The following is a 24,968-nucleotide window of genomic DNA, read 5'->3' as shown; positions in this document are numbered from 1 at the left end:
TAATGAAAAATTTAAAATTTTCTCGTTTGTTCGCAGCAGCTCTCGTTGTTGCATGTTTGGCTCTGACTGGATGTAAACCTCAGACAGAAGAAGTTCTTGTTGAGAAGGTTTATGTAGTAAAAGAATTATCAGCTTCTCATCCAATTATTGGAAACTGGGAAGATAATTTTGAAGAATGGAATACTTATATTGACTATGATTGTCAGATAAAAGCAGATATGATTAAACCTGCATCTTACTATAGTTATAATAATGGTACTGTATATATAAGAGAAGTATCAGAAAACTCTGGATATATATATTATCAGTTTTCTGGCCCAATTTCTTTGTGGAATGGTAGCGGATATGATGATGTTGATGTAACTGGCAAATGGGGAGCAATTGCATATCAGGAATTAACAGCAAATTCGGTACAAATGTGTGATGCAGATTATACTGATCAGGAATTTGTTTCAACATTGGAAGAGTGTGTGACAAAGTATACTAAAGCAAATAAATATTTTGCTTATATAAATACACCGTTTACAAAAGTAACAGAATAGTTTTTTCTAATCGCCCTCTATGCTTGCAATGAACAGCCTTGGGGGCAAATGAACTCTGTAATTTTCGCCCCGCTGGAAGGGGTAGCCCGCAACAACGTGCGGGCGCAGGGGGAGACTTCCCCCTCCTTATGAACCATCATGAAACACCGTCTTTTAATTCTTTTTTTTTCAATTCATATTTTTAGTTTTCTCATTTTTGCCGATGAGGCGGAAATTATTCTGCCGGAGGTGACAACTTATATTCCGGCATCTGTTGAACAGAAGATTGTGATTACGGCGGAGGAAATTGAGGTGGCGCATTATGAGAGTCTGCCGGAGCTGGTGGAGCGCTGTGGGATTCAGATGCTTTCTTACGGGCCGTATGGGTTGGAAAGTAAGGCGAGTATCCGCGCTTTTACAGATGAGACGGTGCGGGTTGTGATTGATGGTATCTGTGTGAATAATGCGCAGTACGGAACCTTTGATCTTTCTTCTATAAATCTTGCTGCAGTAGAAAAAATCGAAATTGTTCGCGGCGGTTTTACAGAAGGCGTGGAAGATGAAGGGGCTGTCGGTGGTGTTATTTACATCACTATGAAAAAGCTGGAATTAAAAAACTCACTGACGGCAGATATATCTGCAAAAACTTTTTTCAATTATGAACGGCCGCTGGATTCTGTTTTTCAGAAACTCAATTTTGAAGGACGGCTGGGTGAAAATACTTTTCTTAATACAAGCGGAAATTTGAATTATGCTGCTAATCGATATCTTTATAAGATAGACAGATTATATTCACTTTGTGATGGTGTATTTGGCGCTTATGATAAAAAAGGTTCCTTAAAAAGTCAGGAAAATGCAGCTGTTATAGATGGAAATGCATCGGCATTTATTACCACTTATTTTGGTGATGGAAATTATATTTCGGTTGGAGATATATTTTATGGCGGACATAAGAATACACCGGGCGTCATAAATTCCAGAGATCAGGGGCTTCAGCGGGATTACAATAATAATATTTCTTTTACAGTCTGGAACCCGGCGATTGCAGGTGGCCTTTTTAATATGAAAAACAGCCTGGTGTGGCTTTCTAATAACCGCTTTTATAAAACAGATAACGGAAAAGAAAACAGCAGTCATTTTATTCAGACTGTAAAATATACAGGAAGTGTTGATTTTGTTTCGCTCGTAGGCGGGCGGCTTCAGCAGATGGCTGGCATCTCAGCTGATTTTACAAGACTTGATTCTTCAAACGATGGAAAGCATTATCAGGTTTCCGGAGTTTTTAAGGAAACAACAAAATTTGCAGCAGGTGGAGGCTTTAGCATAAGTGTGCCGCTTGCTGTTAAGTTTTGTATAAATGATACTAAAACTAATTTTGCTTTTACTCCTAAGTTTGGTGTTGCGTGGAATCATGATATTTTTGCAGGCGGTATATTACAGCTGACGGCAGATGTTTACCACATGGTTCAGTTTCCGAATATGGATGATTTGTTCTGGCAGGGTGGGGGCTATCATGGAAATCCTGATTTGAAACCTGAACGCGGATTAGGTGCTGATCTGGGAGTGGCTTTAAAAAATATTAAACTGGGACAGGGAAAGAAAAGTTCTGTTTTAAGCTTAGATCTTACAGTTTTCTCTGATTATTACACTGATAAAATTAAATGGGAAACCAGAACGACAGAAAATCTTTCGAGCGCATTTTATCTTGGTGTAGATTTTAATTTAAATGCAGATTTCTTTGCCGGGCTTTGGACTGTGGATTTAGCCGGAGAATATCTTTACAATCGCCTTTTAGATATAACAAATAAATATACCTATGGCAAACGAATTATGTGGACTCCTGATTTTGTATGCAATCTTTCGACAGGACTTAATTTGGAGTTTGCAAAAATGACACTAAGTGCAAACTATATTGGACGCCGCTATACAGACAATATGAATCTGTATTATCTGAAACCTTATGTTCTTGTAAATCTCTCTGCAGAATCTGCACCGATTCGCAATAAGTTCACTACTTATATAAAACTCGATAATCTTCTCAACTGGCGTTATCAGTCTGTGCAGGGGTATACAATGCCCGGCATTTCACTAACCCTCGGCGGAAAATACAAATTCTTTTAATTACAACTGACTGTCTGCACGCAGAGAATCCAGACGGGCGAGTCGTGACTTATCAGGTTCTATACAAAGATTCTTTTCCTGAGTTGGAAGTACAAGGCCTTTTGGACCGTTTTTTGCGCGGCGAAGATATTTTACGTGAGTATAGTAAAGGTCTGTCTTTCCGGCGTTGCGGGCTTTTGAATAATAAACTGCAAGATTAGCTGCATCCAGCAGAATATCCAGAGGAACAGTTTTTCCTTTGCGGGCTTTTATAAAAACATATCCGCCAGGGAAATCACGTACATGGAGCCACAAATCATCACCCCGAACATGATGACGGAGAAGTTCGTCGTTCTCATTTGCATCACGGCCTACGAGAATGTACCAGCCGTCCACTGTGTAGTCGAGTCCAGGATGAGTTTTCTTCTGCTGCTGTTTTGGAGTCGTATCACGTCGCAGCAGCTGTTCTATTTTTACAGGATTTTTTTCGTTCTTAATTTCTTCATAAAGAGCATCAAGTTTTTCCAGCTGCTTTTTCATTATTTCGATATCATGAACGAGTTCTTCGCTTCCGCTTATAGCCTTCTTGTATTTTTTGTAATATTCGGCTGCATTATCCTGTGCATTTTTTTTCGGATCAATCATAAGGCGGACAGTTTTTCCAGTTTCGTAATCTTCGCATTCAAGGAAATTACTGTTTCCGTCTATCATATAGCCGTAAGAAAGAATAAGGTCGCCCTGATGTTTTAACTGTTCTGCATTCTTGAAGGATTCCTGTTTATCTTCCAGATTTTTAAGAGCCGATTCTTTTTTCGAGCGGGTAGAGTTGTACCACTTTTCAGCCTTTTCAAGCAGTGATTCGCGCGAGAGTGTATCAGAGTGTTCCGAGTACCACCAGTCGATGTAGGCGTTGAAGGTTGGATGTTCTGACCATTCACGGACCGGGAACCGCACCAATGCCTCGGCCACCTTCTGTTCATCCGCGGCGGGCTCCGCGAACTTTTCATCCTTCATTTCCCCACGTTCTGGTCGGCGGAACATTGGTTCAAGAATAGTGCCGTCCGTGTCGCAGAGAAGTACATTCGCAGCATTATTCCAGAGCTTAATGTAAAGAATGTAGTTTTCTTCAATTTCAACAGGCTCACCCTGAGCTTCAATTTCATCCTTGCTGAGAACCGGCTTTTTTACCAGTGAAATATGCACGGTTCCCTTTGCTGCACCCTTCGGTTTTTCTTCAACCAGACGGCTGAGTTCCATTTTAATAACGCGCTCAACTCCAATCTGTTTAACCGAGTTTATGCGGCAGCCCTTAATGCGGGCGCGGAGAAATTCCATAAAGCGCAGCGGCTTATCGTTCTTTGTAATTTTTCGTCTGGTCGCATTAAGGCGCACCGAGTTCTGGGCAGTACAAATCAAAACAGTTTTTGCATTGCCTTCTTTATAAGTATAAAGCGCAAGTGTATCATAACCCGGCTGAATTATATCCTGAATGAATGCACCTTCAAGATTAAGCTCTTCGAGAATCAGATTTATTTCATTACAATTGAGTGACAATTTTAATCCCTTATTGAATCTATATTAGCCTTACCACCAGGAACAAATGGAAGTACGTTTTCTTCAGAATCAACGCTTACCCTTACAAAGCAAGGTTTGTTCTGACGGTTATTGTCAAAAGCTTTTTTATACCATTCTGCATCGCTGTCGGCATCAATAGCTTCAATTCCAAAACCACGTGCAATTTCAAGAAGATCTGGTGAACGTCCAAAAACAGAAGCACTGTAATTCTTATCAAAAAGGAATTTCTGCTGCTGATAAACCATGCCCAGTGTTCCGTTCTGGAAAACGATTACAGTTACCGGAAGATTAAGTTCAGCAAGAGTTGCCATTTCCTGTACATTCATCATGATTGAGCCGTCACCGCTAAAGCAAACAACTCTACAATCCGGATTAGCAACTGAAGCACCAATTGCAGTAGGAAGTCCAAAACCCATAGTTCCAAGACTGCCGCTTGTTAGGAAACTGCGTGGTCGTTCAACAGGGTAATACTGAGCTGCCCACATCTGATGCTGTCCAACATCTGTAGTTGCAATCAGTTTGTCTTTTGACATACCGGCTGCTTCTGCATATTCAGGAACTTTAGAAATAAGTTCACGAGGATTTGTAAGTTTTTCATTCTTTGGACGGCCGCATTCAAGAGAGAAGTGTTCCTTGCGGAGCTTAGCCATCTTTTTAAGCCAGCCTTCATCACTTGTAATTTTCTTTTCTGCAATCAGTTGTGCAATTACAGGGAATACAGACTCAACATCTGCAACTACAGAAATAGAAGCCGGAATAATCTTATCAACTTCGGCAGCATCAATATCAATATGAATGATTTTTGCATCCGGGCAGAACTTTGAAACAACGCCGGTTGCGCGGTCATCAAAACGAACTCCGGCTGCAATTACAAGGTCTGAATCATGCATGGCAACATTTGCGGCATGATTTCCGTGCATACCAACCATACCGATATACATCTCGTTGCTTTCTGGAATACAGCCGATTCCCATAAGACTTGTAACAACAGGAAGTCTGTAATTCTGTAAAAAACTTTTAATTCCACTTACTGCTTCTTCTGAATTACAGCCACCGCCACAATACAATACAGGGCGTTTTGCTTTTGATAGAGCCTCAGTGATTAAGCCCATTTTTTCAGAATATTCATCAATTGGTGTGTGGAATTTTATATCATGAAGGCGAACTTTTTTTATGTCCGGCCATACGTCAAAATCACATTCTTTAAGCTGTACATCACGTGGTACATCAATAAGAACAGGACCTGGTCTTCCTTTTAATGCAATTTCAAAAGCCTTAGGAATTGCTTCCAGAAGTTCATAAGGATTTTTTACCATTATAGAATGCTTTGTAATTGGGAATGAAAGGCCGAAAGTATCTGCTTCCTGGAATGCATCAGTTCCAATCAATGTTGTATTTACCTGACCTGTAATTGCGATGATAGGGATAGAGTCTGCACGTGCATCTGCAATTGCTGTAAGAAGATTCATAGCTCCAGGACCGCTTGTAGCAAGACAAACGGCAGGCTTGCCTGTAGAGCGAGCCATACCCTGTGCAAAAAATCCGGCTGCCTGCTCGTGGCGCACAAGGACGTGTCGGATTGAAGAACGATTAAGCTCGTCATAAAGAGGGAGAATAGAACCTCCCGGAATACCTGCAACGGTTTCAATTCCGTACATCTCGAGTAATTTAACAATGATTTGTGCGCCTGTGTATTTCATTATAAATCTCCTGTGCTGCTCCAGCTGGAAAACAAAAAAGCTCCCCTAACCGGAGAGCTTCTCTTATATTTTTTGCTTATCACAAAGTATATAACATTCACTCTCTGGTTATTTATTAACCACAAGGACGAGGACTGCTACGACTTTGACTAAAGCATTGAATTTCATATATTATATTTTCCAAATTTTTGGCGTTGTGTCAAGACATCTCAATTGTAAAGAACGCAACTTCGCTTTTCCATTCAAAAAGTGTACGGTCGCAGGCTGCAAGCATAAGGTTTACGATTTTCTGAAGTTCTGCATTGCCGCAGGCTTCACTCATTTTTGCACCATATGCTGAAGATTCTGGTGTAAACCATTTTTCGATTTCTGATGGAGTTATGCGGCGTTTTTCAGTGAGAATCTGTGAGGCAACTTTTACCTTAAATCCTCTCTTTCTGAAAAGGTTTGCAATGAAAATGCTGTCCCATGAGAAAAGCTGGTTGTCTCTATCACCAAAGAACTCCTGTTCAGCAGCTTCCATTTTATCTAATGTTTCGCGGAACTGTCCAAGATTATCTGGAGATAGAATCTGTTTACGTACAAGTTCGCTGATATGCTGTCCATGACAAGGGATTTTTTGAGAAATGATAACTTTCCAGTTTTTAGCAAGCGGACATTCGTATGCAAAATCTTCGCCGGCTTTTTCTACTCCCTTATCTATATCAGCATAAGGTACAGAAGGTGTGTCAGGTTCATCAGAATCCTTTTGAGGTGTCATAATTCCAGAAAGACAATCAGCAAGAGCAATAATAGAAGGCTCACTCGCAAATGGATCTGTAAAGAACAGACGGTCAAAAATGACCCCGTTATACTGGAATTTTACGAGAATATTATAAAAGTCCTTCTGAGTAAGGAAATCTGTAGAGATTGAAGTTCCGCGATGCTGTAATATAGGGCGGTCAAGACTTCCAAGAGTACGGCCATACTGTTCAAGAATTTGTTTTCCTTGTTCTGTTCGGCATACACCACAGGTAACACCTTCCGGGGTTTTACGGGCAATTTCCCAAAGTAAAAGACCGCTGTCTGCATTCCAGATGAGTGAGCGGTGATGGCGCAGAAGTTCGGCCATAGAAGTCATTGTATCGCGGATTCCAAGCAGAACCTCGGCTCTGTTAGAATCAAGTCTCTGCTGCCAGAAACGGTCTGCACGGTTGAATACAACTTCTTTTGCAGGATCCTTTGGGCTGAAAGTAAGATTTTCTTCTTTCTTTTCGTTTCCGCTTTTGAAATGCTCGTTTACCCACCATTCAGAAATTGGATTTTCTCCATATTCTGATTTTTCAAGTCCATCATCATTTGTACCGGCAGCAGCTTTTATCTGTCTGAATATGTTGATAGAACCTGTTTCCTCTGGAGAAGATGCAAGTTCATCAGATGTATACTGCTCGTGACTCTGTGTCTTTTCAAGAATTGCTGCAATCTGAAGTTCGCGGCGCGAAAGAACTCCGTCTCTTATTGTTGCTTCATAGCCCTGTGTGCTTGGATTATAGAAAACCCTGCCGCTTAAGGTATCCGGCAGATACTGCTGTGCAACCCAGTGGTCGCGGTAGGCGTGAGGGTAGAGGTAACCGGCTCCATGTCCAAAGCCCTCTGCATCTCTGTTGTTGTCTCGCAGATGGTTTGGTACTTCAGAATCTTCTTTTTCAACGCTGGCCAATGCATCAAAAAATGCCATACTGCTGTTCGATTTAGGAGCAGTCGCAAGATAAAGTGCTGCATGTGCGAGGAAATAGCGGCCTTCCGGCATACCAACTCTGTCAAATGCATTTGCACAGCTTTCTACAACTGTAATCGCATTCGGATCTGCAAGACCGGTATCTTCACAGGCAGAAATAAGCATACGGCGGAAAATAAAGTGAGGATCTTCTCCTGCGGCAACCATTCTTGCAAGCCAGTAGCAGGCAGCATCAGGATCGCGTCCTCTCAAAGATTTTATAAATGCAGAAATTATATCGTAGTGATAGTCGCCGTCACGGTCATAAAGTACAACTTTTTTCTGAATAGATTCTTCGGCGGCTTCTTTTGAAATATAAATCTTAGTACCATAAGCCGGCACCGGCGGATCTGAATATGGCGACCATTTTTCCGGAGTAGTTTCAATTGCAAGTTCAAGAGCATTCAAAAGAGAACGTGCATCACCATTTGCTGTTTCTATAAGATGTTCAAGAGCACCTTCTTCAAACTCAACCTTCCAGTGTCCGTAACCACGATCAACATCAGTTAATGCCTGATGAGCTGCTTTTTCAAGGTCGTTATAAGTCAAAGGTTTCAACTGGAATACACGGGAACGTGAAACCAGAGCCTTGTTTACTTCAAAGAAAGGATTTTCTGTAGTAGCACCAATCAGGATGATTGTACCGTTTTCTACCCATGGTAAAAGAGCATCCTGTTGGCTTTTATTCCAGCGGTGAACTTCGTCTACAAATAAAATTGTTCGCTGTGAATAAAGGTTATAGTAATCTTCTGCCTGCTTAATTGAGTCACGGATATTCTGAACACCTGTAAGCACGGCATTTAATGTCAAAAAGTTAGATTTTGTATGATTTGCAATTACACGGGCGAGGGTAGTCTTACCACTACCTGGCGGGCCGTAAAAAATTATGGAAGTAAGCTGATCTGCGGCAATGGCGCGGCGTAAAAGCCGGCCTTTACCTACAATATGATCCTGTCCGATATATTCATCAAGATTTCGCGGCCGCATGCGGGCCGCCAGAGGTTCCTGAGTCAGTTTTATCTGTTCAAATAAAGAGTTTTCTGACATTTCTCTCCTGATTATTTATCGGAAGGTTATTCGCGGTTCCAGTTACCTCTATCAGGATAGTATGACCAGAGCCCGATATTGCCAAAGCCGGAACCTGTTCCATAAAAAGTAACGGCAGCATATAGATTACTGTCTTCTTCTTTTTTTTCTGGGGTTGCATTGACTAAAGCAAAAACAAGATATGAACTTGTAATCTGGAATGTTGCGTTATTGTCAAATGTTGCTAATTCAAGTTTTCCATTTTCATTATATGCAGCTCTTCCAATTCCTCCTGCCTTAGGAGATGAAGTGTTAGATCCTGGATAACCATAGCCGATAATAATAGAATCTGCAGTTGTTGCTAAAGAACAGATAGTTGTTTTGCCTTCTAATGAGCTAGTGTTTGTTCCGTCAGAATAATAGAGTGTGTTTGAATCTGAATAATAATAAAGATTTGCATCAGCAACATAGCTTTCATTTGTTGTAGCAACTGTTGAAGTAAAGAACTTAAGTCCGCCATTAAAATATACTACAGAAGTTGCAACTGGAACATAGTCTTCTGCAGAAGATGGAGATGGATCAATTATCCCTGAAATAGTATATTCAGCAGGCATTGTTGATTCATCAAATTCATCCAGACCGGTTAATTCATAGTAATGCCATTTTTTGTCTGTGGAGTTATAACTTCTGACAAAAGCATGTCTATGTGCTTGCTGAGGTGCATTTGTCTGGAATACTCTGAATTTTGATTCATAATATGTAGAACTACTAGAAATTTCTGTTTCAGCTATAGGGAACAGAACTGTATTATTTTCTGTAACAAGAGTCCAGTCTGTTTTTGCTGTTGTTGAAGTAATTTTAGCACCCCAGAGTTTGATATTAGCAGGATATGTATAACCTTCAATCTCTGTATGTGCATTTTTTGCTGTTATAAGATAAAGATAATCGCTGTTTGCAAGAACTGTAAGTATCTGTTCTCCTGAATAAGTTGAATCATCATAATTATATTGATTCAAAGAGAATGGAACTGGGAATCTACTCCATGAACCGTGTTTTGTATTATCCGTCTGCTTATATCTCAGACCACCGTCTGCGGCAAGGAAAAGATATTCTTTTGAGCCAATTGTATAGCGGGTGATATTTGTGATGTCTCCGGAAACTGTAGCTTCTTCTGGTGCAACGTCTTCTCGAATTGCTTCATAGATAGGTTGCTGACAGCCTGTTATAAATAAAATAGAAGTTAATACTATAAATAAAGTTGTTTTTTTCATTTTTACATCCTGTATTAGAAGTGATAGCGGACAGAAAGACCTACGCCTGTGAAAAATCCATTGTCTGATTTATAGCCTTTGTAGTTAATTTTACCATCTTCGCGTTTTCCAATCCAGAAAAACTCTGGAATCCAATAGGTTGTAGAACTGATTCCGAAAGACCAGGTTTCTGAGAATCTGTAATAAACACCTGCATTAAATCTAGCAGCAAAGGCTGGAAAATAGGTCATAGACTGACATGTCTGTGTTGCAAAACCTATATTGAGCTGAAGTGGAAACTCAAATTTTCCTACATAAGGCTGATACATTACACCAAATGTGACAGGAACTGAGAAAAGTGATTTTTTTCCTACAGATCGATTGTAAGAAACCAGTAAATCGCCACCTATAGCAAGATATTGATTGAGGAATCTGTAATATCCAATAGATACGAGCCCTCCAACTTTAAGCTGAGAGTCAAAGTTTAATGGAAAATTAGCAGCCAAATCAATTTTTAAGAATTGGTCTCCAGCACCATTCTGTTCATAAACATAGCCGTCGTCATATTCTTCATCATCGTCATAATAATCGTCTGCAAATACAGCAGCGGATAATAAAAGAACGGCTGATAATATGGAAATAAAGCGTTTCATATTGCGACCTTTTTTTTATTTCAGTATATTTTGTTACTATAAGAATATACTGTTTTTATAGCAGTTTATCAATAAAACAGAAAGGAGCTTTGAAGGTTACATGAGCGCAGTTATTATCGACGGTAAGCAGGTTGCTGCAGATGTTCGTGCGGAGGTTGCAAATAAGGTCAGTGAGTTGAAAAAGAAAGGAATTGCACCTTGTCTTGCAGTAATTCTTGTAGGAGAGAATCCAGCCAGCGTAAGTTATGTTACAGGCAAGCAGAAGGCACTTGCAGAAGTTGGTATGGTAGACCGTTCTGTACATCTTCCAGAAAGCACAAGCGAAGAAGAACTTCTTAAGCTTATTGATGAACTTAATGCAGATGACAGCGTTCACGGAATTCTTGTTCAGCTGCCACTTCCAAAGCATATTAATGAAGAAAAAGTTATTATGGCTATCTCTCCTGAAAAGGATGTTGACGGTTTCCACCCTGTAAGCGTTGGTAATCTTATGATTGGCCGTCCAGGCTTCCTTCCTTGTACACCACATGGAATTATTGTTCTGCTCAAAAAAGCCGGAATTGAGACAAGCGGTAAGCATGCTGTTGTAATCGGCCGCTCAAATATCGTTGGAAAGCCGGTTTCTATTCTTCTTGCACGCAAGGACGTAAACTGTACTGTAACAATGTGTCACACTGGTACTAAAAATATGGCAGAAATTACACGTCAGGCTGATATTATCGTTGTAGCAAGCGGACATCCTCACACTCTTACTGGTGATATGGTAAAAGAAGGGGCAGTAGTAATTGATGTCGGTGTAAACCGCATTCCAGATTCTACTAAAAAGTCTGGCTTCCGTTTGATTGGAGATTGTGATTTTGATGATTTGAAGGAGAAGACTTCATTTATCACTCCTGTTCCTGGTGGAGTAGGACCTATGACAATTGCAATGCTCATGCAGAATACTCTTGAGAGTGCAGAAAGAAAGGCTTAAAAATGCGTGATATTCAAAATGAAGAAGACACCCGTGCCGTACCTCTTCAGAAGGTTGGTGTAAAGGGTGTAAAATATCCAGTTGTCGTTCTTGATAAAACTGCATCAAAACAGCATACGACAGCAACTGTAGATTTATATGTAAATCTTCCTCATAATTACAAAGGTACACATATGTCTCGATTCATTGAAGTGTTCCATAAATATCATACGGATATTTCGATGCATCATTTTCTTGATATGCTTGAGGAGATTCGTGTAAAACTTGACGCACAGAAGTCTTTTGGTCGTATAGAATTTCCATATTTTATAGAGAAAAAAGCTCCTGTTACAGAAGCCTCTGGAATTATGCAATATAAATGCTCGTATGAAGGCGAAGTAAGTGAAGATGGAGACCGTAAGTTCTATATTTCAATTCAGGTTCCTGTTGCAACCCTTTGTCCATGCAGTAAAGCCATAAGTGAATATGGTGCTCATAATCAGAGAGGTCTTGTAAGCGTTCGTCTTCTATATAAAGAGTTTTTCTGGATTGAAGATGTAATTACAACAATAGAAAATTGTGCTTCTACTCCATTATATTCACTTCTGAAGCGTAAGGATGAAAAATATGTTACAGAACATGCTTATGAGAATCCACGGTTCGTTGAAGATGTTGTACGTGAAGTGTATTTAGGATTAAAAAAGCTTGGATTTACCAGTTTTTCTGTAGAAGCAGAGAACGACGAAAGTATTCATAATCATAATGCATATGCATTTGCTGAATATTCCATATAAAAAAATAGAGCCGCCAGAAACTCTGACGGCTCATATTCTAATACGTAAAATACCAAAAGACCCAAAAACTGTTTTTTAAATAATTATTTTGTTTTTAACTTATTTTTTAATACTTGTTTTACTCGCCCTTTTTTAACTTATTATTAAATTAAGGTTTTGAACTTCCGGTAAACTCATCGTTTACCTATGATTATAGTAATATGACTATAGTAATATGTCAAGAAAAAATATTGAAAATGTTAAAAAAAGTTTAAAATAGTTGAAAAATATATCATTTTAAGAATATTTTAAGGCATTTTGTGTGTGACGGAATATTACCTTAGTCATATTTAGGTAATATTGTGAGAAATATGTCTGTTTCAGGTTATTTTTGCTTTTTTACAGAGTCACGGACAACAACATTTCCGTGAACAACTTTCTTTCCAATGTGGAAATTAGGATTTTCGAGCTTAAGAACAATACTTTCTGCAGCGAGCAGAGCCATGGTGTTATAATTAATACTATATGTCGTAAGTTTTGGGATACCGATATCTGCGAATATACCATCATCAAAGGCTGCAACAGAAATATCTTTTGGAATACTGTATTCAAGGCCTTCAAGATTATGAATCAGTTTGTAAGCGGTTCGGCAATCATTACAGATAAAGGCATCTGGCATTTTATCTGGAAGAATAAGACTTATTTCTTCACCAAAATCAGTTACATCTGGAATCAAAAGCTCTTTCTGAAGATCCAGTCCGTGGTGAAGAAGTGCTTTTGCAATTCCAAGGTAGCGGTCCATTACGATTTCTGCAAATTGAATGTTTCCGACAAAACCTATTGTTTTACAGCCTTGTTCAACAAGGTAATTAGCCAGGGTAAAGCCTGCATAAAGGTTATCTGTTATAATTCCACCTTCATTTACATCATCATAAATATGGGCAAGAAATAAAAATGGTTTTCCGGAGTTTTTAAGTACCTGAACATATTCTTTACTCATCTGACCAAGAATAATAAATGCGCTTACTTTATTTTCTTTAAGGATTTTAGGAAGAAGAAGAAGGTGTTCTGTTTCGTCGGAAATGATCTCTGTCATTCCATAATAATTTAACTGTGTAAGATTTGAAATGAGCGGTTGCTGAAGGGACATATAGGTAGCATTGGCATTCATACTGCGTTCTGCAATCAAAATACCAATATTATGTGAGGTTCCGTCATCAATAGTAGAGCTCTGAGCTTTTTTATAGCCAAGTTCCTCCGCCTTAGCAAGAATCTTGGCTCTAAGATCTTCACTCACCCCGTCTTTACCTGATAACGCTTTTGATACAGACATGACCGTGATGTCAAGCTCATCGGCTATGTCTTTCATAGTTACAAGGTTTCTCATTTTTATTTATTATATAGTAAAAAGAAAGTTAACGCAAAGGTATTAGGTATATATTTATAAAATCTTAGTTTTTCTGTACAATAAAGGTGTATGTTGACGTATTTTTTTGAAACCTATGGCTGTGAGATGAATATTGCAGAATCTGCAGCAGTTGAACAGCTTTTTATTGCGAGAGGCTGGAAAAAATCTGAATCTGCGCAGATTGCCGATGTTGCAGTAATCAATACCTGTTCTATTCGCGAAACTGCAGAAAACCGAATTCTTGGTCGCCTTGGCTGGTTTAATGGTCTTAAGGCTGTGCGCGAGTGTAAATTTGGTGCAAAAACAAAAATGCTCGAAGAGGCTGTTGAATATGTGAAAGACGGAGCAAAGCCTCTTACCCTGATTGTTATGGGCTGTATGGCAGAACGTCTCTTAAAGAGCTTTCAGAAAGATTATCCTTTTATTGATTATGTTGTAGGAACTTATGCTAAACATCATTTTTCAGAAATCATAACAGCAATTGAAGAGGGGAGAAAGCCTTATCAGATTGATGATTCGGAAAAATACCGTTTTGCATCTTTATCTGCTGAACCTGGTGCTTTTTCAACCTTTGTTCCTATCATGCATGGCTGTAATAACTTCTGTACCTATTGTATAGTTCCGTATGTTCGTGGCCGCGAGCTCAGCCGCCCTGTAGATGAGATTCTTCATGAAATTGATCTGCTTAGTAAAATGAATGTTCGTGAAATCACTTTAATTGGTCAGAATGTTAATAGCTATCATAGTGATGATGGTGTGAACTTTGCACAGCTGCTTCAGAAAATTGCAGACCATCTTCGCGATACAAATTCACCTATAAAATGGGTGCGCTTTATGTCTTCTCATCCAAAGGATTTTTCTGATGATGTAATTGATGTAATTGCCCGTGAAAAGATTATCTGCCATCATATTCATCTTCCGGTTCAGAATGGTTCTACAAAGGTTCTTGAAAAGATGAACCGCCGTTATACAAGAGAGCATTACCTTGAACTTGTAGCAAAAATCAAAGAACGCATTCCAGATGTTTCTCTTACAACTGACATTATGATGGGGTTCCCTGGAGAAACTGAAGAAGATGTAGAGCAGACTCTGGATCTAATGCGCCAGGTAAAGTATGAATCTGCAATGATGTACTATTATAATCCTCGTGAAGGAACTCCTGCCAGCAAATGGGAACAGATTCCTGTTGATACCCGTAAGGAGCGTCTGCAGCGTGTAATTGACCTTCAGCTGGAGCATACTCATGAGCAGATGAGTAAACGTGTTGGCAGCACTGCAATGGTTCTTGTAGAAGGTGTAAGCCGCGATAATAAGGAAGAACTTCTAGGTCAGACTGAACAGCACGAAAAAATTGCATTTAAGGCACCGGCTTCTCTTATCGGTACTTTTGTAAATGTAAAAATAACAGAACTCAGTGGTAACACTTTCCGTGGTGAAATTGTTTAGGAGATAGTATGGTAATTACACTAATTCTTATCCTTCTGATTGTCATTTTTATGGCTTTCTTCATCGGCATGAATCTTTCGAATGTCTGTACATTCTGGTTTTTTAAGACTTTTACAGAATTGCCGGTTGCAGTTCTTACACTGATTGCCTTTGGTGCAGGAATAATTTTTGCGCTTCTGTTTATTTTTGCTGCAAAAATGAAAGCTCCTGCCTCTGATGCAGAAGCTCGCGCTGCAAAAAAGCTGGAGAAAAAAGCACGTGCAGAAGAAAAACTTCGTCTGGCAAAAGAAAAAGAAGCCTCTAAAAAGGCTGCTAAAGATGCAAAGAAAAACGAACCGATATAATATATATGAAGAAAATAATTTCCGTAGTTCTGACAGTTTTTTTCTGTACTTCAATATTTGCCGCAGAACTAACAGCCTCCTTCGTAACGGCCGAGGCTGCTAAAAAAGATTCTGTTGAAGAATCGGTTTCTTATCTTAAATCTCAAATTTCTAAAATGACTGTTGCTGCTGAAAAGCGTGCAACTTATGTTTTCTTAGCCTCGCTTCAGGAGCAAATGGCTATGTATGCCGATGCCCAAAAATCTTATGCACAGGCAGCTGCAATTGCGGCTGGTAATGCAGAGGGAATGCCTAAGAAATCAAACGAGCAGATCGTTCTTGATGCAGTACGCTGTGCCTTAAGTTCCGGTGATTATGCTACTGCCGACAGTTACCTCAATTCTGCTGTACGAAATTCTAAAAATGCTGACGTTCAGGCTTATATCAAACTTTATACTCAGTGGAGTGCTCTCTGTAAGGCAGAAGAGGTTTCTGATATTCAGGAACCTGTAGTAATGCTTCAGGCATATCTTAAAGTTGATTCAATGAATACTGTAAAGCCAGCAGTTCTTCTTACTCTCTGGTATGTAACCGGCGACAGCTCGTATTCAAAAGAAATTACAAAACTTTATCCAAAATCTATAGAATCTTCTATTGTAAAGGGTGATGCACAACTGCTTCCAACTCCATTCTGGTTCTTTGTTCCAAAGAGCGGTGAAGCAGAACAGGGAACAGGAAGTTTCGCAGTTCCAGAAGAGCCAAAACAAACTTCTACTCAAACAGCTGCTGCAGAAAAGCCTGCTAAGTTTACTAAATGGCAGCTTGGTCTTTTTCGTACAGAAAACAATGCAAAACTCCTTGCTGATGAAGTAAAAGCCAAAGGTTTTGATTCATACATAACTACCGAAAAACGAGCCAGCGGTACAACATACTATATTGTTCTTGTTCGCGAAGACAAAAACGGTAATGTTGCAGACCGCCTTCGAAGCAGCGGCTATGACTGCTATGGAGTTGAATAAAAATTAATTAAGAGCCTGGCTCATTTTTTGAATAATTGTATTAACACTGTCCTTTTTGATTCCCGAGTAATTTATTACAAAGCTTTCAGTTGAGGGCAGTGTTTTTTTATCATAATAATAATCTGACAAAAGCTGAATGTTGATTCCTTTCTTCCGCCATTTTTCCTGTATAAGGCGGGCATTAAATCCGTTGTTCAGAGTCAAAAGAAAGTGAAGTCCCGAGTTCTCTTCACGAATCGAAAAAGCCTTTGAAAGCGCCGAGTTTTCAATACCTGTAATCAAAATATTCCGCAGGCTCCTGTAATAATTTTTCATTCGGTTAATATGCTTTTCGTAATGTCCGGCTTCTATAAAACGGGCAAGCGTAAACTGTTCAAAACTCGAAACCTGACACGAGTAAAAACCGAGCTTTTGCGAAAACTCCGCTGCAAGCTCCTGAGGCAAAATCATATAGCTGATTCGAAAGGAAGGGGACAGAGTTTTAGAAAAGGTGTTTATATAAATTACCCGACCGTTCTGATCAATACTTTGCAGGGTAGGTAGCGGCTTTCCAATAAAACGGAATTCGCTGTCATAATCATCTTCAATAATAAAACGGTCCGGGGCTTTTTTTGCCCATTCCAAAAGTTCAGTGCGACGCTTAAAGTTCATTATGACGCCGGACGGAAAGTGATGCGATGGAGAAACGTGAACAATATTTGCCGCGGCCTTTTGAAGCTCTTCTATGATTATTCCGTGCTCGTCAATATTCACCGGCTCACACCTTACCCCGTTAAGTCTGAAGATCTCTGCCGCTTTGTGATAACCCGGATTCTCTACGGCAAATATTTCATCTCTCCCAAGAAACTGAACCAGCATAGAATACAGCGATTCTGTTCCGGCCCCTATAATTACCTGAGATTCGGAAACGTCCATGTTGCGGAAGGCTTTGAGATGTCGGTAAATTGCACGCCTCAATTCCAGTGTGCCAAAAACATCAGTTCGTTTTAGTAATTTCTCATTTTCAGAAAAAAGCACTTGTCTCATAGTCTTCGACCACAGTCCAAAGGGAAACTTCCCTGGCACTGCCGCATTACTTGTAAAATCTGCAAAGTAAGTAAGCGGGGCTGCTGTGCTTTCTGATTCTCTGTGGTCAGCTTTATGGCTGCGGGCGTCTTCGGCGGTTTCCTTTTTCAAATGTCTTGCAATATCTGAAACAAAAAATCCCTTCTTTTCTATAGAATAAATATAGCCTTCATCAATCAGCTGAAGATAAGCATTCTGTACGGTAATCACACTGATTCCAAGGTGCTGGCTTAAAGAGCGTTTTGAAGGAAGCTTTTCATTTTCTTTCAGTACTCCATCCCGAATCTGATTTTTGATTGAAGTGTAAAGAAAATCTGTTAGAGTTTTGTTCCCGCGTTTTTCAAAGTCCAGAGTTATCATAAATCTGATTATATAAAACTTATTATAAATTGAATATATCTATAATATCAGATTGTCGCTACTATTTACCTATAAATATCGCCATCTGGCAATTTTTTCGAGGTAATAAAATGGATAAAAGACTTTTGACAATTCAGGACATTTCTTGTGTCGGACAGTGCTCGCTTACAGTTGCACTTCCTGTTATTTCTGCCTGTGGAATTGAAACTGGAATTCTTCCAAGTTCTGTTCTTTCAAATCATACTGCAGGTTATTTCGGCTGGACTTTTCACGACCTTACAGACGATATGCCGAAAATCCTTGAACGCTGGCTTACGGAAAAAGTGAGCTTTGATGCATTTTATACCGGCTATGTTTCAAAAACTCAGATTCCATACATTCTTGAAATTATGGAAAAAGCTGCCCGTCCTAGCGCTCTCCGCATTGTTGACCCGGTAATGGCCGACAACGGAAAGCTCTACACAGGTTTTGATGAGGATTTCCCTCAGGAGATGAAAAAGCTGATTAACGGCGCGGATGTTATTATGCCAAATCTTACAGAAGCTGCCTTCCTTCTTGACCAGCCATATAAAGCTGATGGTTATGATAAAGCGTTTATCGAAAAAATGGCTCGCGATCTTGCAGCCCTTGGCGCTAAAAATGTAATTGTTACGGGAGTCAGTTTTGAGCCTTCTAAACTTGGTGTTGCAGTTTATGATGGTAATAAAGTTGAATATTACTTTAATGAAAAGCAGGCTGTAAGTTCTCATGGAACCGGAGATCTTTACGCTTCTGTAGTTGCGGGTGCTTTGCTTCGCGGTAAGTCTCTTCTGGAAGCTGCAAGTCTTGGAGCTGATGTTGTAGTGGAAGCAATTAAACTTACTGCCGGCGACAAAGACCACTGGTACGGCGTAAAGTTTGAACTGGCTCTTCCATATCTTATTCAGCGTCTGTCATAATCTGATTTTTACAATGTCTTTGCAAATGGTGCGGTTATGTGTTGTTTCATTCGTTTTTTTTATGTAAACTGTAAATGAAAAAAATCAGAAACAATACAGGAGACCGCACTATGGCAAAAACATTCGACGATAAAAAAATCATATACACAATGGACCGGGTTACCCGTTCTTACGGAACTAAGGTTGTCCTTAAAGATATCAGTATTTCATATTACTATGGTGCGAAAATCGGCGTTGTAGGACCTAACGGTTCTGGTAAATCTTCTCTTTTTAAGATTCTTGCCGGAAAAGATACAGACTTCGCCGGTGAAACATCTCTTGCTCCAGGTTACACAATCGGTTATCTCGAACAGGAACCAGAGCTTGAAGCTGGTAAAACTGTAATGGAAATTGTAAAGGAAGGTGTAAAACCAATTACAGACCTTCTTGCAGAATTCGATAAAATCAATGAAGCCTTTGGTGACCCGGATGCAGATTTTGATAAGCTCTGTGCACGCCAGGGTGAGGTTCAGGAAAAGCTCGATGCTCTCGATGCATGGAACCTCGACAATAACCTTGAACTTGCTATGGACGCCCTCCGCTGTCCTCCTGCTGATCAGGTTGTAGATGTACTTTCTGGAGGTGAACGCCGCCGTGTTGCTTTGTGCCGTCTTCTTCTTCAGAAGCCAGATATTCTTCTTCTCGACGAACCTACAAACCATCTCGATGCAGAAACTGTAGCATGGCTCGAAAAACATCTTAATGATTATCCAGGAACTGTAATTGCTGTAACTCACGACCGTTACTTCCTTGATCAGGTTGCCGGCTGGATTCTTGAGCTTGACCGCGGTGAAGGCTATCCATTCAAGGGTAACTACTCAAGCTGGCTTGAACAGAAGAATGCCCGCCTTGCACAGGAAAATAAAAATGAATCTGCACGCCAGAAAGAAATTCAGCGCGAGTTGGAATGGATTCACATGGGCGCTAAGGGACGTCAGGCAAAGCATAAGGAACACATCACACGCTATAACGAGCTCATGGCTCAGGAAAGCAAAAAGCAGCTTAAGGATACTCAGATTTCTATTCCAGCCGGTCCACGTCTTGGCGGTCAGGTAATTGATATTGAAAATCTTACAAAGTCTTTCGGCGACAAGCTTCTTTTTGAAAATCTCAACGTACATATTCCAGCCGGTGCCATCGTTGGTATTGTTGGACCTAACGGTGCCGGTAAAACAACTCTCTTTAAGATGATTGTTGATGCAGCTGGTCTTGAAGGTGGCGAAAAACCGGATGCCGGAACTATCAAAGTTGGTCAGACTGTAAAGCTTGTTTACGTAGATCAGATGAGAAGCGGCCTTGATATGAACAAAACTGTTTACGAAACTCTTGGCGGTGGCGGAGACCTCGTAAAACTCGGTGCTGTAGATGAAAAGGGTAGAGCTCTCGAAGGTGGTGTTCGCGAAGTAAACGCTCACGCATACTGCGGCTGGTTCAACTTTGCAGGCCCGGATCAGAATAAAAAGGTAAGCGTGCTTTCTGGTGGTGAGCGCAACCGCCTGAACCTTGGTATGATGCTTAAGGAAAGTGGAAACGTTCTGCTCTTCGACGAACCTACAAACGACCTCGACGTAGAAACAGTCCGCGCCCTCGAAGAAGCGCTCGAAGACTTCGCCGGTTGTGCGCTTGTAGTAAGCCATGACCGCTGGTTCCTCGACCGTATCTGTACCCATATTCTTGCATTTGAAAACAACTCAGAAGTTCGCTTCTTTGAAGGAAACTGGTCTGAATATGCAGAATGGAAGCTCAAGGAATTTGGTGAAGATGCCGGAGTTCCAAAACGCACAGTTTATCGCAAGCTTAGTAGATAAATACAATAATCAGAGATATTTCTGACTGTCAAAATCTTCATACTTCTATTATAGTTAGGGGTATGAAGATTTTTTTTAAAACTACACTTAAGTTATTATGTTTGATGTGTTTTGCCGTTATTGCATTCTCTTGCAGCGGTAAATCAGAAAAGAAAAATAATTCTGCTGAATTCAGTAATCCTATGGCAGACAGATTCCTGAAAGCTCAGTCTTCAGAAGGCACTGCTAAGCCTGTTAAAACTGAAGAAAAAGCCGCTGAGCCCGCTCCTGTTACCAAAGTAAATCCACTCGAAATTATATGTTTTAATCGCGAAAATGCCGTAGTTGACACCGGTAAAAAAGCTTTCAAAGATATTACAGCTTTAGAACTTGTCCGCGATATGAAAACCGGCTGGAATCTTGGTAATACTCTTGATGCTACAGGTGGCGGAAAGGGACTTGCTTCAGAGGTAAGCTGGGGACAACCTTATACTACAAAAGAAATGATTGATGGACTTGCTGCCTCAGGAATCAAAACTATCCGTATTCCTGTGTCATGGAGCCGTCATATTATAGATAATAACTATACTATTGCTCCTGTATGGATGAAGCGTGTAAAAGAAATCGTTGACTGGGCAATTGAAGACGGAATGTATGTTGTTCTCAATATCCATCATGATAACTATGAAAAGAATGCAAAAATGCCAAGAGGTGGCGGTTTCTATCCTACAGATGAAAACTATGAAGAATCTGCATATTTTGTTTGTAATACCTGGGCACAGATTGCTCTTGCCTTTAATGATGGTTATGATGAGCACCTTGTATTTGAAGTTCTGAATGAGCCTCGTCTCTGCGGAACAAAAGAGGAGTGGTATTATAATCCAAGCTCAATGAAATCAATTGTTGCAATGAATAATCTCAATAAGCTTACACAGAATATTCTTGATGTAATTCGTGCAAGCGGCGGAAACAATAAAAAGCGTATGGTTGCAATTCCATCATTACAGGCATCTCCTGAATCTGCACTTGAAAGTACATTCAAAATGCCTCAGGATTATGATGGCAGCAAGGACAGACTTATTGTTTCAGTTCATATGTATACTCCATACAACTTTGCAATGGAATCACCTGGAATCAAAGAATTTTCTCCAAAGGTTGAAAGTGATTTCACATCAATGTTCAAAAGATTGCATAACTATTTTATTGCTAACGGATATGCAGTTTATATTGGTGAATACGGTGCTACTAATAAGAATAATCTCGAGGACCGTGTTGCATGGTTCCGTGCTTTTGTAAAAAATGCAAAAGCTAATGACATGCCTTGTTTTGTATGGGATAATGCTGTTTGGGAAGTTGAAGGTAATGAATATAGTGAACACTATGGATTTTACAACCGTTATAATCAGACCTGGTATTTCCCTGAGATTATTAAAGCTATAAATGAAGGGGCTAACTAAATGAGTTTTAGAAAAGATTTTATGTGGGGAGCTGCAACAGCTTCCTTTCAGATTGAAGGTGCATGGAATGAAGACGGAAAATCACCGTCTATCTGGGATGTATTTTGTGAAGAGCCTGGAAGAATAGAAGACGGTTCAGACGGAAAGGTTGCCTGCGATCACTATCACCGCTACAAGGAAGATGTAAAGCTGATGGCTGATCTTGGACTTAAGGCTTACCGTTTTTCAATTGCCTGGCCTCGTGTTATTCCTGAAGGAACCGGCAAGGTAAATGAAAAGGGACTTGAGTTTTATAGTAATCTTGTAGATGAACTTTTGAAATACAATATTACTCCATTTGTTACTCTTTATCATTGGGATTTACCATATTCACTTCAGATAAAAGGCGGCTGGTTGAATCCTGAAATTTCAGACTGGTTTGAGGAGTATACTCGTGCAGTTGTAGCAAAACTTGGTGACAGAGTAAAGCACTTCATCACTTTCAATGAGCCTTCTGTATTCCTTGGCTGTGGAAATCTTTTTGGAGTTCATGCTCCTGGAATGAAGTGTGGTTCACGTGACCTTCTTCTTGCAGGACATAATGTTCATGTTGCTCATGGAAAAGCTGTTCGTGCTATACGTGAACTTGCTCCAGATGCACAGGTTGGAATCACCCTGGCAACAATGCCTCGTATTCCTAATGGAGATATGGATGAAAAAGCAGCTTATGATATTTATTTCAGCTGTCATAAGCCGTTCTTTATCTGGTCTGATGCTTACTGGGCTGATCCAATCGTATTCGGACACTATCCTGAAGACCTCGTAAATGAATGTAAAGACATCTTCCCTAAAGTAACTGATGAAGATATGAAGCTTATCAGTCAGAAGATTGATTTTATCGGACAGAATATCTATCAGGGTAAATATGAAGAGGGATATGAAAGACCTCGAGGAACACCACATACAGAAATCGGTTGGGATACCTTTGACCGTGCTCTGGAGTGGGGTGTAAAGCATTTTACAAAGAGATGGAATCTTCCTGTATACATTACAGAAAACGGTCTTTCATGCCACGACTGGGAGAGCCTGGATGGAAAAGTTCATGACCCTAACAGAATTGATTTCTTACACAGATATCTTCGTGGCTTAAAGGCTGCCGCAGATGCTGGTTGTGATATCCGCGGATATTTCCAGTGGTCATTTATGGATAACTTTGAATGGGCTAAGGGATACAATCCTCGCTTTGGAATGGTTTTCTGTGATTATAATACACTCAAACGCATTCCAAAGGATTCAGCTTACTGGTATAAAGAAGTAATAGAATCTAACGGAGAAAACTTATAAGTATTTCTTCATTTCAGCAGAAGGCGGAATTTCATTGAGGGCACTGTAAGTAGTGAACTCCATGAAGTTCGCCTTTTCTGTTTTAAATGGTGTCCACTCAGGAAGTGGCTCTCCACAAAGGTCTTTTCCGTTTGGATTTCCATTCTTAATGAAGTTACAAAGATAATCACACATCTGACGTGCAACATCATAGTGTACTCCCTTAAATGGTCTCCAGCACTTAGCGAGAGTTTCGAACCAGAACCACAAATCAACAGAATGGAACTTACCTGGGTGATCCCAGCCAGGAATTGGAACATCAAACTTATAACAGTAGTTCTGAATATCCAATCCGCGGTTTTCCTCTTCCTTCATCAGCTTTCGTACACCCATTTCTACAGCATGCATGCCACCGAATATAAATTCATCAGTAGTATAACCTGTAAAGATAGGACATGGTGTACATTTACCTTCTTTTACTACATCTATCAGACTGCCTTTATTAAACTGTTCATCAAAAACAGGAGTCCAGCAGGCAATTGATTTTTCATAACCGCCCCATTCACTCCATTTCTGACGTAGCTGGTCGGTAGTAAGTTTTCTGGCTTCTGCAAGGGAATTACAGCCACAGAACTTAAAGAATTCAACACCAAGCTGCTCTGCTTCTTTTACATTGCGTTTAGGGAACATGTCAGGCATGTTCGGAGTATAAATGAGTCCGCTGTCTACTACGGCACGCTTAAAGTATTTTCTGCTCTCTTCATTTTCAATATGGAACATTACACTGCCGGCACCAGCAGACTGGCCTCCGATTGTAATGTTTTCTTTATCACCACCAAAGGCTTCGATGTTTTCATATACCCATTTTAATCCGGCCTGCTGGTCCTGAAGCCCCATATTTGCAGGTTTGTCTGGATATTCTGCAGTAAGTTCTGGATGACATGTAAAACCAAAAAGATTTACACGGTAATTAACTGTAACTACAACAATACCGCGGCGGGCAATACGTTCTCCGTCGAACTCCATTTCTGCTGTGTGACCAACCTGCCAGCCGCCTCCGAAAATCCAGAAATATACTGGAAGCTTTTCGTTACCGGTTTTTGCAGGTGTCCAGATATTAAGATATAGACAGTCTTCACTTACAGGAATATCAGGATCTACAGACCATTCACGTGAGTATACATCCTCTGGTGGAGGATTGCGGTTAGGGGAGGGTTGAACAGGAATTGCTGGGAACTTATAACATTCGCGAACACCTTCCCATGGATCTGCAGGCTGTGGTGGAGCAAAACGTAAGTCTCCTACAGGTGGCTTTGCAAATGGAATTGATTTGAATGCAGTTATTCGTGGATCTGCAGCAGGAATACCTTCAACGGTACCAAGTTTTGTTTTTACGATTCTTAGCATTTTTAATTCTCCAAAAAAAAACGGTGGTTATTATCCACCGTTTAAGTCGGCAAGCACAGCTTGCCTCTGAGGCATTCTTTCGATGAACCTAAAACGGCCCGCTGTCGCAGC

19 protein-coding genes are annotated in these 24,968 nt (G+C 40.2%); 11 read left to right on the top strand and 8 right to left on the bottom strand.

From position 1 onward, the window contains the following. Positions 1-2: 2 nt before the first annotated feature. Both AABJ44_RS11570 and AABJ44_RS11565 read left to right on the top strand, forming a co-directional pair. Complete coding sequence (locus AABJ44_RS11570) at positions 3-542, top strand: hypothetical protein (protein WP_338369208.1); 540 nt, start codon at positions 3-5, stop codon at positions 540-542. Between the two features lie 228 nt (positions 543-770). Then, a complete protein-coding gene (locus tag AABJ44_RS11565) occupies positions 771-2,642 on the top strand; it encodes a TonB-dependent receptor plug domain-containing protein (RefSeq protein WP_338369207.1) in 1,872 nt (623 codons plus the stop codon). On the opposite strand, the gene AABJ44_RS11560 is transcribed toward AABJ44_RS11565, so the two are convergent. The 5 genes from AABJ44_RS11560 to AABJ44_RS11540 form a co-directional block, all read right to left on the bottom strand. Next, on the bottom strand, positions 2,643-4,175 hold the full coding sequence (locus AABJ44_RS11560) for an NFACT RNA binding domain-containing protein (protein ID WP_338369206.1): 1,533 nt from the start codon (positions 4,173-4,175) through the stop codon (positions 2,643-2,645). 2 nt (positions 4,176-4,177) lie between these two features. Beyond that, positions 4,178-5,896 (bottom strand): biosynthetic-type acetolactate synthase large subunit, encoded by a 1,719-nt coding sequence (ilvB, locus tag AABJ44_RS11555; protein WP_338369205.1) that lies wholly within the window; start codon positions 5,894-5,896, stop codon positions 4,178-4,180. 199 nt (positions 5,897-6,095) lie between these two features. Then, positions 6,096-8,699, bottom strand: a complete 2,604-nt coding sequence (locus AABJ44_RS11550; protein ID WP_338369204.1) for an AAA family ATPase — start codon at positions 8,697-8,699, stop codon at positions 6,096-6,098. Positions 8,700-8,725: 26 nt separating this feature from the next. Beyond that, a complete protein-coding gene (locus AABJ44_RS11545; RefSeq protein ID WP_338369203.1) occupies positions 8,726-9,949 on the bottom strand; it encodes a hypothetical protein in 1,224 nt (407 codons plus the stop codon). A gap of 14 nt (positions 9,950-9,963) precedes the next feature. Continuing rightward, positions 9,964-10,581 (bottom strand): TP0733 family outer membrane beta-barrel protein, encoded by a 618-nt coding sequence (locus tag AABJ44_RS11540; RefSeq protein ID WP_338369202.1) that lies wholly within the window; start codon positions 10,579-10,581, stop codon positions 9,964-9,966. Positions 10,582-10,681: 100 nt separating this feature from the next. Here AABJ44_RS11540 and folD point away from each other — a divergent pair, with 100 nt between their 5' ends. Both folD and folE2 read left to right on the top strand, forming a co-directional pair. Next, positions 10,682-11,554, top strand: coding sequence for a bifunctional methylenetetrahydrofolate dehydrogenase/methenyltetrahydrofolate cyclohydrolase FolD (gene folD / locus AABJ44_RS11535; RefSeq protein ID WP_338369201.1), 873 nt, complete (start codon positions 10,682-10,684; stop codon positions 11,552-11,554). A 2-nt stretch (positions 11,555-11,556) separates the two neighbouring features. Next, entirely contained in the window at positions 11,557-12,327 is a 771-nt protein-coding gene (gene folE2, locus AABJ44_RS11530) for a GTP cyclohydrolase FolE2 (protein ID WP_074642319.1), read from the top strand. 364 nt (positions 12,328-12,691) lie between these two features. Here the strand turns inward: folE2 and AABJ44_RS11525 are convergent, their stop codons facing one another. Beyond that, positions 12,692-13,693, bottom strand: coding sequence for a LacI family DNA-binding transcriptional regulator (locus tag AABJ44_RS11525; RefSeq protein WP_338369200.1), 1,002 nt, complete (start codon positions 13,691-13,693; stop codon positions 12,692-12,694). A 93-nt stretch (positions 13,694-13,786) separates the two neighbouring features. Here AABJ44_RS11525 and miaB point away from each other — a divergent pair, with 93 nt between their 5' ends. Genes miaB through AABJ44_RS11510 form a run of 3 tightly spaced genes read left to right on the top strand, consistent with a single transcriptional unit; the run spans position 13,787 to position 16,502 of the window. Next, positions 13,787-15,160, top strand: coding sequence for a tRNA (N6-isopentenyl adenosine(37)-C2)-methylthiotransferase MiaB (miaB, locus tag AABJ44_RS11520; RefSeq protein ID WP_338371297.1), 1,374 nt, complete (start codon positions 13,787-13,789; stop codon positions 15,158-15,160). 8 nt (positions 15,161-15,168) lie between these two features. Beyond that, positions 15,169-15,504, top strand: coding sequence for a LapA family protein (locus AABJ44_RS11515; RefSeq protein WP_338369199.1), 336 nt, complete (start codon positions 15,169-15,171; stop codon positions 15,502-15,504). A gap of 5 nt (positions 15,505-15,509) precedes the next feature. Then, positions 15,510-16,502: an SPOR domain-containing protein gene (locus tag AABJ44_RS11510; RefSeq protein ID WP_338369198.1), complete on the top strand. Its 993-nt coding sequence runs from the start codon at positions 15,510-15,512 to the stop codon at positions 16,500-16,502. A gap of 3 nt (positions 16,503-16,505) precedes the next feature. Here the strand turns inward: AABJ44_RS11510 and pdxR are convergent, their stop codons facing one another. Beyond that, on the bottom strand, positions 16,506-17,927 hold the full coding sequence (pdxR, locus tag AABJ44_RS11505) for a MocR-like pyridoxine biosynthesis transcription factor PdxR (RefSeq protein ID WP_338369197.1): 1,422 nt from the start codon (positions 17,925-17,927) through the stop codon (positions 16,506-16,508). 110 nt (positions 17,928-18,037) lie between these two features. Between pdxR and AABJ44_RS11500 the strand changes: the two genes are divergently transcribed. The 4 genes from AABJ44_RS11500 to AABJ44_RS11485 all read left to right on the top strand — a co-directional run bounded on the left by AABJ44_RS11500 (position 18,038) and on the right by AABJ44_RS11485 (position 23,471). After that, positions 18,038-18,865, top strand: a complete 828-nt coding sequence (locus AABJ44_RS11500; RefSeq protein ID WP_338369196.1) for a pyridoxamine kinase — start codon at positions 18,038-18,040, stop codon at positions 18,863-18,865. 110 nt (positions 18,866-18,975) lie between these two features. Continuing rightward, entirely contained in the window at positions 18,976-20,712 is a 1,737-nt protein-coding gene (gene ettA, locus AABJ44_RS11495; RefSeq protein WP_074642333.1) for an energy-dependent translational throttle protein EttA, read from the top strand. Between the two features lie 62 nt (positions 20,713-20,774). Beyond that, positions 20,775-22,148: a glycoside hydrolase family 5 protein gene (locus tag AABJ44_RS11490; RefSeq protein ID WP_338369195.1), complete on the top strand. Its 1,374-nt coding sequence runs from the start codon at positions 20,775-20,777 to the stop codon at positions 22,146-22,148. Further along, positions 22,149-23,471, top strand: coding sequence for a GH1 family beta-glucosidase (locus tag AABJ44_RS11485; protein WP_338369194.1), 1,323 nt, complete (start codon positions 22,149-22,151; stop codon positions 23,469-23,471). It abuts the gene before it with no gap. Here the strand turns inward: AABJ44_RS11485 and AABJ44_RS11480 are convergent. After that, positions 23,466-24,857 (bottom strand): carboxylesterase/lipase family protein, encoded by a 1,392-nt coding sequence (locus AABJ44_RS11480; RefSeq protein WP_338369193.1) that lies wholly within the window; start codon positions 24,855-24,857, stop codon positions 23,466-23,468. The two genes, AABJ44_RS11485 and AABJ44_RS11480, sit on opposite strands and share 6 nt — an antisense overlap. Positions 24,858-24,968 lie beyond the last annotated feature (111 nt).

This window comes from Treponema bryantii (assembly GCF_036492245.1).
GTDB lineage: Bacteria > Spirochaetota > Spirochaetia > Treponematales > Treponemataceae > Treponema_D > Treponema_D bryantii_C.
The sequence above is the reverse complement of the archived record's forward strand: the minus strand, read 5'-3'. Positions and strand labels throughout refer to the sequence as shown.

What these genes read in the sequence shown, in the direction of transcription:
- folD (WP_338369201.1), top strand. Translation starts at nt 10,682, where the DNA reads ATGAGCGCAGTTATTATCGACGGTAAGCAGGTTGCTGCAGATGTTCGT.
- AABJ44_RS11570 (WP_338369208.1), top strand. Translation starts at nt 3, where the DNA reads ATGAAAAATTTAAAATTTTCTCGTTTGTTCGCAGCAGCTCTCGTTGTT.
- AABJ44_RS11515 (WP_338369199.1), top strand. Translation starts at nt 15,169, where the DNA reads ATGGTAATTACACTAATTCTTATCCTTCTGATTGTCATTTTTATGGCT.
- pdxR (WP_338369197.1), bottom strand. Translation starts at nt 17,927, where the DNA reads ATGATAACTCTGGACTTTGAAAAACGCGGGAACAAAACTCTAACAGAT.
- AABJ44_RS11510 (WP_338369198.1), top strand. Translation starts at nt 15,510, where the DNA reads ATGAAGAAAATAATTTCCGTAGTTCTGACAGTTTTTTTCTGTACTTCA.
- AABJ44_RS11545 (WP_338369203.1), bottom strand. Translation starts at nt 9,949, where the DNA reads ATGAAAAAAACAACTTTATTTATAGTATTAACTTCTATTTTATTTATA.
- AABJ44_RS11525 (WP_338369200.1), bottom strand. Translation starts at nt 13,693, where the DNA reads ATGAGAAACCTTGTAACTATGAAAGACATAGCCGATGAGCTTGACATC.
- folE2 (WP_074642319.1), top strand. Translation starts at nt 11,557, where the DNA reads ATGCGTGATATTCAAAATGAAGAAGACACCCGTGCCGTACCTCTTCAG.
- AABJ44_RS11480 (WP_338369193.1), bottom strand. Translation starts at nt 24,857, where the DNA reads ATGCTAAGAATCGTAAAAACAAAACTTGGTACCGTTGAAGGTATTCCT.
- AABJ44_RS11540 (WP_338369202.1), bottom strand. Translation starts at nt 10,581, where the DNA reads ATGAAACGCTTTATTTCCATATTATCAGCCGTTCTTTTATTATCCGCT.
- ettA (WP_074642333.1), top strand. Translation starts at nt 18,976, where the DNA reads ATGGCAAAAACATTCGACGATAAAAAAATCATATACACAATGGACCGG.
- AABJ44_RS11550 (WP_338369204.1), bottom strand. Translation starts at nt 8,699, where the DNA reads ATGTCAGAAAACTCTTTATTTGAACAGATAAAACTGACTCAGGAACCT.
- AABJ44_RS11485 (WP_338369194.1), top strand. Translation starts at nt 22,149, where the DNA reads ATGAGTTTTAGAAAAGATTTTATGTGGGGAGCTGCAACAGCTTCCTTT.
- ilvB (WP_338369205.1), bottom strand. Translation starts at nt 5,896, where the DNA reads ATGAAATACACAGGCGCACAAATCATTGTTAAATTACTCGAGATGTAC.
- AABJ44_RS11500 (WP_338369196.1), top strand. Translation starts at nt 18,038, where the DNA reads ATGGATAAAAGACTTTTGACAATTCAGGACATTTCTTGTGTCGGACAG.
- AABJ44_RS11490 (WP_338369195.1), top strand. Translation starts at nt 20,775, where the DNA reads ATGAAGATTTTTTTTAAAACTACACTTAAGTTATTATGTTTGATGTGT.